The organism is Acinetobacter lwoffii (assembly GCF_022809915.1).
In the GTDB taxonomy this organism is placed as follows: domain Bacteria; phylum Pseudomonadota; class Gammaproteobacteria; order Pseudomonadales; family Moraxellaceae; genus Acinetobacter; species Acinetobacter lwoffii_M.
The window spans coordinates 81554-93093 of record NZ_JALGQY010000012.1; the positions used below are offsets into that span (position 1 = coordinate 81554).

General features: G+C 44.1%; 10 protein-coding genes. 4 read left to right on the forward strand and 6 right to left on the reverse strand.

What is annotated here, in order from left to right; translation table 11 throughout:
* Window positions 1–36: 36 nt before the first annotated feature.
* On the forward strand, window positions 37–3093 hold the full coding sequence (locus MTX11_RS08365; RefSeq protein WP_243474875.1) for a DNA translocase FtsK: 3057 nt from the start codon (window positions 37–39) through the stop codon (window positions 3091–3093).
* Between the two features lie 61 nt (window positions 3094–3154).
* Here MTX11_RS08365 and MTX11_RS08370 read toward each other — a convergent pair whose 3' ends face one another.
* The 6 genes from MTX11_RS08370 to MTX11_RS08395 all read right to left on the reverse strand — a co-directional run bounded on the left by MTX11_RS08370 (window position 3155) and on the right by MTX11_RS08395 (window position 7674).
* Complete coding sequence (locus tag MTX11_RS08370; RefSeq protein WP_004279254.1) at window positions 3155–3442, reverse strand: PA4642 family protein; 288 nt, start codon at window positions 3440–3442, stop codon at window positions 3155–3157.
* 196 nt (window positions 3443–3638) lie between these two features.
* Window positions 3639–3911 (reverse strand): cell division topological specificity factor MinE, encoded by a 273-nt coding sequence (minE, locus tag MTX11_RS08375; protein WP_004279256.1) that lies wholly within the window; start codon window positions 3909–3911, stop codon window positions 3639–3641.
* A 2-nt stretch (window positions 3912–3913) separates the two neighbouring features.
* The gene (minD, locus tag MTX11_RS08380) at window positions 3914–4726 is read right to left on the reverse strand and encodes a septum site-determining protein MinD (protein ID WP_004646120.1); all 813 of its coding nucleotides are present in this window, start codon (window positions 4724–4726) and stop codon (window positions 3914–3916) included.
* Between the two features lie 66 nt (window positions 4727–4792).
* Window positions 4793–5506, reverse strand: a complete 714-nt coding sequence (minC, locus tag MTX11_RS08385; RefSeq protein WP_243474876.1) for a septum site-determining protein MinC — start codon at window positions 5504–5506, stop codon at window positions 4793–4795.
* 159 nt (window positions 5507–5665) lie between these two features.
* Window positions 5666–6730 carry a hypothetical protein gene (locus tag MTX11_RS08390; RefSeq protein WP_004279261.1) on the reverse strand — a complete coding sequence of 355 codons (1065 nt, stop codon included), beginning with the start codon at window positions 6728–6730 and terminating at the stop codon, window positions 5666–5668.
* A gap of 2 nt (window positions 6731–6732) precedes the next feature.
* Window positions 6733–7674 carry an acyltransferase gene (locus MTX11_RS08395; protein WP_243474877.1) on the reverse strand — a complete coding sequence of 314 codons (942 nt, stop codon included), beginning with the start codon at window positions 7672–7674 and terminating at the stop codon, window positions 6733–6735.
* 252 nt (window positions 7675–7926) lie between these two features.
* Between MTX11_RS08395 and MTX11_RS08400 the strand changes: the two genes are divergently transcribed.
* The 3 genes from MTX11_RS08400 (at window position 7927) to dut (ending at window position 11257) form a co-directional block, all read left to right on the forward strand.
* Window positions 7927–8580 (forward strand): YiaD family glycine zipper/OmpA-like lipoprotein, encoded by a 654-nt coding sequence (locus MTX11_RS08400; protein ID WP_004646124.1) that lies wholly within the window; start codon window positions 7927–7929, stop codon window positions 8578–8580.
* A gap of 137 nt (window positions 8581–8717) precedes the next feature.
* Window positions 8718–10757, forward strand: a complete 2040-nt coding sequence (locus MTX11_RS08405; RefSeq protein ID WP_005107705.1) for a UvrD-helicase domain-containing protein — start codon at window positions 8718–8720, stop codon at window positions 10755–10757.
* Window positions 10758–10804: 47 nt separating this feature from the next.
* Entirely contained in the window at window positions 10805–11257 is a 453-nt protein-coding gene (gene dut / locus MTX11_RS08410) for a dUTP diphosphatase (RefSeq protein ID WP_005247107.1), read from the forward strand.
* Window positions 11258–11540 lie beyond the last annotated feature (283 nt).

Genomic DNA, 11540 nt, shown 5'->3' on the forward strand with positions numbered 1-11540 from the left:
AAGAATATTCATGAAGAATTGGTTACAGGACAGTATATGACAGCGGTGTCGAGTGCCTATGCACAGCGCTTAGTAATGACATTATTTTTAGTCTCATTTGGGATTTATCTGTTTCTTGCAACAGTGACCTATACGCCATTTGATCCGGGGTGGATGCATATCTCCAGTGATACGCAGACCGTTTCGAATGCCAGTGGGGTAGCGGGTGCCTGGATTGCAGACCTTTTGTTTGGCTTCCTTGGTTGGGCAAGTCTGCTTATTCCTGTCTATCTGTTTATGGAAGCAATTCAGGTCTGGTGGCCGCGCAGCTTCCTGAACCGGCCATTTCGCTATGCTGCGCAATTCTTCCTGTTACTGACCACCTCAGCGCTATTGTTTTTATTCTGGCAAGTTCCTGCTGATACGCTGGATAATTCTTCCGGCGGTATTATTGGCTATGAATTAGGTCAGAGTCTGGAACAACTGCTGACAGTCTATGGTGCAGCATTCTTCCTGCTGGTGCTTTGGGTGGTGTTATTTACTTTGGCTTTTGGGGTGAAGTGGAACAAGACCTGGAGCAGCCTCAAAGCAACCCCTGCTTATTTACAAGACCTGTTCTACCGCAATGTGCCTGAAGGCATGTCTGATTTTGACCGGACTGCACCTGTCGCCAAAAAAGAGCCAGTCATTAGTGCAAAAAAAGTAGCGGTTGCAGTAACACCTGCGCCTGAGCATCAACTGGTAGAAATAGATCCGGTGGTGCGCGATCAGGTGGCTGAACGCTTATTTGATGATTTTGCCGATAAAGAATCACAACAACCGCAGTTTTATGAGGATATTCCTGAGGCTGAGCAGCAGGCTCCTGAGCCAGTCGAGACATTTAAGCAAGTACAGCAAGTGCCTCAACAGCCGGATCGTGTGGTAGCGACAGGCGAGGTGTGGCGTGCCTTACATTCAAATGAAGATCAGCGCCATAAACAGGATATTGATGCCTTACTCAAAGCAGCCGAAGAAGAACAGCTTAATTCTCCAGTCTCACATATAACCGCTCCTCAACCTGTTTCAGCACAGACTCATGCTCACACCAGAACCGCATCGGCTCCACATACAGGCCTGGACTGGGATGATGATGAAATCTTTGATGAACTTCTGGCTGCAGTTCCGCAAGGCAAAACTGCGACCGATGTGCATAGTCCATTCAATACAGCGCCAGCCGAAAAGACCTCAAGAATTGTAGAAGACATGACCAATGTTGCACCGGCCATGGCATCCATGGCGACTGCACATGTCGTGAAAAACAGCGCATTACAGACCGATCTGGATGACCTGGGTGATTTACTGATTGAAGAAGATGAGCCACAACAACCTGTACGTGCTTCGAGCTATGCGCAATCTTCTGCTTTTGTACAGGCACCGATTCAGCATCAGGTTGTAGAGCCGATATCCAATTCTTCCGCCGCCAATGCAGCAGTACGCGAGGCTTTATCGAAAGAAGAATTTGTGGAAGCTTGGCAAGAGACTGCTGGCAAACCACAAGATGAAGACGAGTTTGATTTTGATGCTCCTTTGACCGATGCTTCAGGCCGTCCGATGTCACGTGCCATGCAGGTGGTGGAGCGCCGCAAAGATTTATCACCGCTTCCAGGGCTAGATTTACTCGATGAAGTCGATCCGAATAAAAAAGTGAATTTTACCGAAGAGCAGCTGGCGCGTTTATCTGAGCTGCTTGAAATCAAGCTGCAAGAATTTAATGTCAAAGCTAAAGTGGTAGAAGCACAGCCAGGCCCAGTCGTAACACGTTTTGAACTGGATCTGGCACCAGGGGTAAAAGCCTCTAAAGTGACGAATATTTCGCGTGATCTGGCACGTTCGATGTCGATGGCATCGGTGCGTGTGGTTGAGGTCATTCCGGGCAAGCCGTATATCGGAATTGAAGTACCAAACAGTACCCGTGAAATGGTCCGTTTGATCGAACTTTTGACCATTCCAGCCTTCACTGATCCGAATAGCATCCTCTCCATGGCAATGGGTAAGGATATTTCCGGTAATCCGGTGATTGCTGATCTGGGTAAAGCGCCGCATATGCTGGTGGCAGGAACCACAGGTTCCGGTAAATCGGTGGCGGTCAACTCGATGATTTTATCGATGTTGCTGAAATATACCCCAGATGAATTGCGTTTAATTCTGATCGATCCGAAGCAGCTGGAACTGGCGAACTATAATGATATTCCGCATTTGTTGACGCCTGTAGTCACCGATATGAAAGATGCGGTCAGCGCATTGAACTGGTGTGTCAATGAGATGGAACGTCGTTATAAGCTGATGTCTTTCTTGAAAATCCGTAAACTAAGCGACTATAACCGCAAGGTGGAAGAGGCGATTGCCAATGGTGAAGACCTGATCGATCCAACCTGGAAAGCCAGCGATTCTGTTGTGGGTGAACGTGCGCCGCGTTTGACGCCATTGCCTTCCATTGTGATTGTCGCGGATGAGTTCGCGGATATGATCATGCAGGTCGGTAAGAAAGCTGAAGAGATGATTACCCGTCTGGCACAAAAATCACGTGCTGCCGGTATTCACCTGTTGCTTGCGACCCAACGTCCATCGGTGGACGTGATCACCGGTTTGATCAAAGCCAATATTCCAACACGTGTCGCGCTACGGGTTAACTCCAAGATCGACTCGCGTACTATTCTGGATGCGGGTGGTGCAGAGGACTTGCTCGGTCACGGTGACATGCTATTCCTCGGCCCGGGTAAAATCGAACCTGAGCGTGTACATGGTGCCTTTATTGCCGATGACGAAGTCAACCGGATCTGCGATGCATGGCGTGAACGTGGTTCACCAAATTATGTCGACGAGATCCTGACACCATTTGATGAAGAACCATCCAGCCGTGGTTTTGAAGATGGTGGTGAGGGCAGTTCAGACCGTGATGCACTGTATGACCAGTGTGTAGCTTTTGTTTTGGAAACCCGTAAGGCTTCTACTTCATCCTTGCAACGTAAATTCAGTCTGGGCTATAACCGTGCTGCACGGATCATTGACCAGATGGAAGAAAACGGCATTGTCAGCGGTATGGGTGCCAATGGTAAACGCGAGATTCTGGTTTAATTTCAGTCTACCTTCAATAAAAAAGCCTGCTTTCAAAGCAGGCTTTTTTATGTATTTTGACTCAGGCAAATTTTGCCAATACATCCAGAAACTCGGCACTTTGACGCGGGAAAGTGGCAATCACGTCATGAATCCGTTGTCCTTCCGGATTGGTTGCATTGACATCACGGCCATCAGCGACAAATTTCGTCAACAGGCGTTCATAATCAAATGGACGCATATGCTTGAAAGCATGATAGAGCACGTGAAAATCAGCATTAACACCTGCAGGAGGAAGCTGATTCAAGTAGGCAAATACACGCTCATCTGACCATTCTTCGTTAAAGGTCGCTGGTTGAGATAATGCCATCGCAATTTCCTTGATCTAATGTAGTTTTTTCGGCATGAAAAAAGGCAAAATATGAGACTAGATTAGCAAAGCACTGCTTTGCCTAGTCGCAAGACTTGAAGCTATGCTTCAAGTGGGCGGAATATAGCTAAACTACTATTTCTACCACTCTCATATTTTGCCTTGAATCAATTTACTTGACCAATCAAAAATCAGATTATCGTTCTTCAGGTAAATTGATATTCATTTCAAGCATTTCAATATTGGCTTCAGAACGGACCTGCATTTGAATATGCTGTTCATCGACACCGCGAACATAACGATTGACCACTTGCATGATTTCAGTCTTCATCTGGTCAATTTTGTCCTGGCTCAAGCGACGACCCAAGCCTTGTTCGGATGCAACGATCACCTTCAAACGGTCTTTAGCAGTCCGTGCGCTTGATGGTTTATCCTCGCCACTAAAAAGTTTACTCCAGAATCCTGCCATGTCTACGCTCCAAATAGTCGTGCTAACCAGCCCTTAGGTTTTACCTCGATATGACGGTAAGGACGCTCTTCGCCAAGGAAACGCGCAACCAGATCATCATAGGCCTGACCTGCAGAAGCTTCAGTGAAAAGAATCACCGGCTTACCTTCATTCGATGCCTGTAAAACGCTTGGACACTCAGGAATAACGCCCAAGGTCGGTACACGTAAAATATCCTTAGAAATATCATCAATCGTTAGCATTTCCTGTTTATCGGCACGTTCCGGATTGAAACGGGTAATACACAGATGCTTACGAATGCGACCTTCGTTTTGTTCTACTTTTTTAGTTTTACTGTCGAGCATACCAATGATACGGTCAGAGTCACGTACTGAAGAAATCTCAGGGTTGGTCACAATGATGGCTTCATCCGCATGATACATGGCCAAAATAGCACCACGCTCAATACCGGCAGGCGAATCACAGATAATATAATCAAATTCCTGCGAAAGCTCATCCATTACACGAGCAACACCTTCATCGGTTAAGGCATCTTTATCACGTGTTTGTGATGCAGGTAAAATATATAAATTTTCAATATCTTTATCGCGAATCAGTGCTTGTTGTAATCGTGCTTCGTTATTTAAAACATTCACAAAATCATAAACTACACGGCGTTCACAGCCCATAATCAAATCAAGGTTACGTAAACCTACATCAAAATCAATAACAACAGTTTTGTGACCACGTAGGGCTAAACCTGTTGCAAAAGATGCACTTGTTGTAGTTTTACCTACACCACCTTTGCCTGACGTTACGACAACAATTTTCGCCACCGAATCCACTCCTGTTATGGTTCAAATCCCCTGTTTAAAATGGGGTTTTTGGTGTTTATTTATACATTAAAATTGTAGAGCTTCAAATACAAGCTCTAGTTGATCATTCAAGTAAATATGCACAGACTTTTTAACTACATGCGGTGGAATGTCATCCGCCACACAATAGGTTCCTGCAATTGAAATCAGTTCAGCTTCGAGGCTATGACAGAAAATACGTGCTGCAGTATTACCACCCGCACCTGCAATGACCCGGCCACGTGCGCTGCCATAGACATGAATATTGCCTGAAGCAATCACTTCTGAACCACTGTTGATGCCGGCATTAATAATAATGTCGCCATTATGCTGCACGATACATTGGCCGGTACGCAGAATTTCATCATGATATGAGGTGATATGCGCGACGATCGGGGCAGTAGGCGCTTGATCATCATTCACCGTTGTAGGTTCTGGTTTAACTTCCACCACCTGTTCTTTGGTGGCTTTAATTTCTTCTAACTGGCGATCAGGTGGCAGTACCGGGAACTGAATGGCGCGCGCCTGATCTCCAAGTAAACCCTCAGTAACAGCCATAGGCTGTACATCCAGACTGATTAATAGTTGAATTAGCGCAATGAGTTCCTGTTCAACTGAACTTTCAATGACTGCCAAAGTGCCGGGTGGAAATGCTGCTTGTAGTTTTGGGCTAAGTTGCTGGCGGATTGCATCATGATCATTGGTATCTAGGCTAATGCGTATCGCATTGACCATTCTGCCTTTTATCCGTATATCAGCCATAATTCTTCCTTAAATACTTCTGACGTGCTGGTTTTGTGTCGAAGCAATGTTGTAAATAGTGCAAATCCTAGAACAAATTGCAGTAATTCTCTAGCGATCTCAGTTATTTTTTTATGCGAACAGAACCGGACGGATTGATCTGATTCTGTACTTTAAACTTTACTTATCTATTGAGCTCTGATTTTGCTCATGTTCTTCTAAAATCTGTTGCCACTGTTTGACTTTCACCTGTTTTCGGATTGCTTCAAGTGTTTCAAAAACAGCCGATTCGACCAATTTATCAATATGTGGATTATGTTCAATCTGAATCTGGCTGATTTTATCTGAAATTAGGGTAAAAGTCGGATTTTCTTTTTGACCTGTGTGGGTAAATGGTTCAATCAGTCCTTGCGTGATATTTTCACCCAGGCGTTGACCAATACTTTGAATTTGCTGTTCAATCCGGCTGCCCACAATTGGAATCAAACGTAATAATTGGGTCAATTCAGGAGTGTCTTCAATCGCCTGATTCACTACTTGCCCTACATTTTTAGCGATCATGGAACGTTGTGACTGTAATTCCTTGCCTAAAGATTCCTGCAAGATATCTGCCAAGGCAATGGCCAGTAATTTACGATGATGTTCCACCAAATCATCAATTAACTGTTTATGTGATGTGCTCGTGGTCAGTTCACGCTTAATACCGTCCAGTACAGTCAGTACCACTCGACTAGAAAGCTCTTCCATCAGCATGTTGTAATAAAAGTTGCCTTGGCGATACCAGCGATTGGGAATTACTTTATAACCATGGCTATGCAGGTTGTAGCCAATCGCGACGGCTCGCAGCAGGCGCAGGAAACGTAGCTGAGGGATAATGGATAAAATTTCATACCAGTGCACAAAAGGGAAGAACCACCAGCGTCGATGATGACGCAGGACAATTGCGATGACCCAGCGTGCCAGTAATTCACAGACCAAGAAAGTGGTAAACCAGCCCTCGGTAATGATGACCCAAGGGCGTAAATCACTTTTATAAAACTGCAAGATTTCCGGTAAACGAATGAAGTCAAACAACCACTGACCAAAATCGCTCATTAAAATGGCGTTGGCACTGAGACAGAACAGATTGATGATGATTAAAACCATCATGAAAATGTCGTAAATCAGTGCAATTTTCCAGCCCCAGGTTCCTTTACGAACAAATTTAAAGGAGCTGGACGTTATGTCCGGGTTGTCGTTCTTCATAATTACTCGGTTACAGATCCGACTGGGGCTTGGGTAAAGTTCTGCTGCATTTGTGCGATGAGCTGATCTTTTTCAGTCCAGATTTGATCAATCCATTTTTGAAAACGTGCACGATATTCAGCATCACCTTCGTAATTGCCGCCCAGTACCCAGTCAGGAATATCAATTTTTCTTAAATTTACCGCAATACGTGGCACTTCACCTAACCAAAATTCGCCATAGCCCGGAATACCGTCAGGATAAACAATGGTCATGTCGACCAGCGCATCAATTTTATCGCCGAGAATACTGAGCGCCAATGCCAGACCACCGGCTTTAGGTTTCAGTAAATGTGTATAGGGAGACTGCTGCTGATCATGCTTTTCCTGGGTAAAGCGCGTGCCTTCCAGATAATTTAACAGGGTAAAAGGCTGACTGATCAGCTGCTCACAGGATTTACGTGCTTCTTCCATATCCCGATATTTCAACGCAGGGTTTTTGGCAATCTGTTCCTTGCTATGCCGTTTCATCATCGGGAAGCCTAAGATTTTAAAAGCCTGACCGACAAAAGGAATAAAAATAAGTTCCCATTTGGTAAAGAAGCGCGTCAGGGGCATACGGGTCAGACCGAAGTACTGATTGACAGTAGTATCGACCCAGCTTTGATGATTACAGGTCATCAAATAACGTCCCTGCATATTCAAATCCAGTGATTCATCTACACTGATTTGCCATTGCGTGTTTTTCAGCACATGCTCAATCAGCCAATTATTGACCCCTAACCAGCTGTTGGTAATCTTGATATTGGTTTCATCCACTTTTGCGGATTTTTTAAAAAGTTTGGTTAAACCCAAGGCCAGCACCGGGGGACCATGAAAAAAAGTACTGCCCGTCATGACGGATGTGACCGTCAGGCCACGCGCCAGTTTTTTTAAAGTCGGTTGCTTGTTGCTATTCGATGACATATCCAAACAGTCCCCAGAGATTAATCACTTAAATTTTTTCATATTTTGAGTAATATAGAGACAGTTAGGCAAATAAAAAAGCCTAAACAGGAAACTATGAAGATATTGTGACGAACTACTTGGTTTTAGTTACATATAAACATTACAAAATATTACTAAACGATTTATTATTAACAAAAATTCAATGGTTAGCCCATTCAATTTAAATCATTATCTCGCTTAACAACAAAGCATACAACAAGGAGTCATGCGATGCGTGCACTAGTCATTTCAGCAGCTGTAGCAGGGGCCGTAGCACTTACAGGTTGTCAATCAACTGGTAATAACATCGGTGGTGTGGAATATGATAAAGCTGCTCTAGGTACTTTAATTGGTGCTGCAGCAGGTTACGGTGTTTCTAAAGGCAATGCGAATACCAGCCGTCAAAATAACCGTGCAGCAGCGATTGGTGCTGTTGTTGGTGGTGCAGCGGGTGTGTATCTTGATAACAAAGAGAAAAAATTACGTCAAGCAACAGCGGGTACGGGCGTAGACGTTAACCGTAATGCAGATGGTTCGATTAACCTTGTGATGCCAGGCAGCATTACATTTGATACCAACAAATCAAATATCAAACCAAACTTCTATGGCACTTTAAACAAAGTGGCGCAAGTATTAACTGAAGATAACAAGAGCGGTATTCTTGTAACTGGTTATACAGACAGCACGGGTAATGACTCAATTAACTTGCCATTGTCTCAAGCACGCGCAAACTCTGTAGCGACTTACTTGGCAGGCCAAGGTGTTTCACGTACACGTATTAATGCTCAAGGTTTAGGTTCAGCGAACCCAATTGCAGACAATACAACTGCCGCAGGTAAAGAGCAAAACCGTCGTGTAGAAATCGCGGTATATGCAGTTCAATAATTCTTGAACGCTTAAGAAAAAACCACCTTCGGGTGGTTTTTTTATATCTGAATATTGATCTGATTAATCGTATTTTAAATTAGGCAACTGACGCAGAGATGACTATAATCGGAGCCGAATCTAGAAGAGGAAGCCATATGTCACTCGCCAGTCAGTTAAATGACAAGCAACTTGAAGCCATGAAATACACTCAAGGACCCTTGTTAGTACTTGCAGGAGCGGGTTCAGGCAAGACTTCAGTGATCACGCGAAAAATCGCGTATTTAGTCAAGCATTGCGGGATTCCCGCACATCGTATTACTGCGATGACTTTTACCAACAAGGCAGCACGTGAGATGAAAGAGCGTGTCAGCAAATTGTTGACGCGTGAAGAAAGTAAAGGCGTTTCAGTTTCGACCTTCCATACTTTTGGCCTGAATATGCTGCGCCTGGAGTTGAAACATACCCCACTGAAAAATAATTTCTCGATTCTGGATGCTGACGACTGTAAACGCATTCTGATGGATCTGATGCAGCGTGACAATTTATCCGGTGCAGAAAGCAAAGAACTGATTGCCAAAGCCATGAAAATGATCTCGGACTGGAAAAATGATCTGATTCCACCCGAGCAGGCACATACTACCTGTGAAACTGCCGAAGATGTGCAGTTTGCGCATTTATATCAATTATATGAACGTAATTTGCGTGCCTATAACGCCGTGGATTTTGATGACCTGATTGTGATGCCAACGCGCTTGCTGCAGGAAAATGCCGAAGTTCGTGACAAATGGCAAAATCGCGTGCGTTATTTGCTGGTCGATGAATATCAGGATACCAATACGGCGCAGTATATTCTGGTGAAATTACTGGTTGGCGTGATGGGACAGTTCACCGCCGTAGGCGATGATGACCAGTCGATTTATGCCTGGCGTGGTGCTAAACCGGAAAATATGGCCTTGCTGCAGCAGGATTTTCCTAATTTAAAAGTGATTAAACTGGAACAGAACTATCGTTCGACCAGTCGTATTCTCAAAGCAGCCAACACCGTGATTGGTAATAATCCGCATATTTTTGATAAAAAGCTTTGGTCGGACAAAGGCCATGGTGAAGTGATCCGTGTGATTACCTGCCGCAATGATGATGATGAAGCAGAACGCGTGGTTAAAGACCTGATCACGCATAAATTGATGAACGGTAAAAGCTGGAAAGATTATGCGGTGTTGTACCGCGGCAATTTCCAAGCGCGTATTTTAGAAACCCATCTGCGCCAGATGCAGATTCCGTATAAATTATCTGGCGGACAGTCCTTCTTCGCACGTGCCGAAATCAAGGACATGATGAGCTATTTACGCTTGATCATTAACCCTGAAGATGACAGTGCATTTTTACGAATTATCAATACGCCAAAACGGGCAATTGGTCCGGTAACGCTGGAAAAGCTCGGTCTATTTGCTCAGGAAAATAATCTGTCGCTTCTGGCTGCGGCTGCGGATCAGCGTCTGACCATGGCGATTCCGAAAAAGGCCACGACTCAATTGGCTGAGTTTGCCGATTTTATTGAGGGTTTTACCCGCAATTTACTGGATGATGATGAACCAGTGCCAATTATCCGCCAGATGATGATTGAAGCCGGTTATATCGATTACATCAAGGAAACTGCAGCCACACCAGCGCAGGAAAAGACCAAGCTCGACAATATCGAAGTGCTCTATAGCAGCATTCAAAGCCTGATTAACCGCACTGAAGATGTTGATGAAAAAAATATTGAAAGTGTGATTCGTAAAATGGTGCTGCTGGACATGCTCGAGCAGCAGCAGGAAGAAGAGGACACCGATAAAGTCAATTTATTGACTTTGCATGCGTCTAAAGGTCTGGAATTTCCTTATGTCTATCTGATCGGGCTGGAAGAAGAAATTCTGCCACATAAAAATTCGATCGCTGCAGAAACGGTCGAAGAGGAACGCCGTCTGATGTATGTGGGGATTACCCGTGCACGTCAGGGACTGACCATTACTCTGGCAGAACAGCGCAAGGCCGGTGGGCAGATGAAGCAGATGACCCCAAGCCGTTTTCTGGATGAATTACCAGAAGATGAGCTGGAATGGTTAGGTCGTAAGAAAAAGCTGGCCGGTAACATCGATCCGAAATTACAAGCCCAACATTATCTGGATAATTTGCGTAATCTTATCAAACGATAAGGCGCAAGGCTTGCTCTTATTTTAAATGAAACAACAGGAATGAATACATGAAAGTTCAGGTGAAAGTCCTTGACTCGCGTCTTGGTCAGGAATGGCCATTACCGACTTATGCTACGACAGGTTCAGCGGGGCTGGATTTGCGTGCGTGTGTTACAGAAACTACGATCATTGAACCAGGCCAGACTGTTTTGGTAAAAACTGGTTTAGCAATCTATATTGAAGATCCTGCATTTGCTGGTCTGATTTTGCCACGTTCGGGTTTGGGGCATAAACACGGGATCGTATTGGGTAACCTGGTCGGTTTAATCGATTCTGATTATCAGGGTGAATTGATGGTATCCGTTTGGAACCGTAGTCAGACTGCATTCAGTTTAGAGCCAGGTGAACGTTTGGCACAGTATGTGTTGGTTCCTGTGGTGCAGGCTGAATTTGATCTAGTGAATGAATTTGAAGCGACTGAACGCGGTGCTGGCGGTTTTGGTCATACGGGTAAAAACTAAGTTTTAATCATGGTTTACATTCATTAACTGGATGTAAGCCATTTTTTTTAGTTAAGTGAATCAGATATTAAAAATGAGCTGATTGAAATATATTTAAAAATAAAACCCTATTTTCTAGTTCAGTAGAGCTATTTAAATCTAAAATTTATGTAATGATCAAATATCTAATCAGATGAAACTCAAAATAAATATAATTAAATAATCATTAGACTTCCTTCATAAATCATTTTTTAACCAATTTAATTGTTTATCTTTCACCCAATCTAAATTGTATATGCCAGCA

Excerpts from the sequence above, each read along its gene's own strand:
- MTX11_RS08365 (WP_243474875.1), top strand. The coding sequence starts at position 37 with ATGACAGCGGTGTCGAGTGCCTATGCACAGCGCTTAGTAATGACATTA.
- MTX11_RS08370 (WP_004279254.1), bottom strand. The coding sequence starts at position 3,442 with ATGGCATTATCTCAACCAGCGACCTTTAACGAAGAATGGTCAGATGAG.
- minE (WP_004279256.1), bottom strand. The coding sequence starts at position 3,911 with ATGGCAGGATTCTGGAGTAAACTTTTTAGTGGCGAGGATAAACCATCA.
- minC (WP_243474876.1), bottom strand. The coding sequence starts at position 5,506 with ATGGCTGATATACGGATAAAAGGCAGAATGGTCAATGCGATACGCATT.
- MTX11_RS08390 (WP_004279261.1), bottom strand. The coding sequence starts at position 6,730 with ATGAAGAACGACAACCCGGACATAACGTCCAGCTCCTTTAAATTTGTT.
- MTX11_RS08395 (WP_243474877.1), bottom strand. The coding sequence starts at position 7,674 with ATGTCATCGAATAGCAACAAGCAACCGACTTTAAAAAAACTGGCGCGT.
- MTX11_RS08400 (WP_004646124.1), top strand. The coding sequence starts at position 7,927 with ATGCGTGCACTAGTCATTTCAGCAGCTGTAGCAGGGGCCGTAGCACTT.
- MTX11_RS08405 (WP_005107705.1), top strand. The coding sequence starts at position 8,718 with ATGTCACTCGCCAGTCAGTTAAATGACAAGCAACTTGAAGCCATGAAA.
- dut (WP_005247107.1), top strand. The coding sequence starts at position 10,805 with ATGAAAGTTCAGGTGAAAGTCCTTGACTCGCGTCTTGGTCAGGAATGG.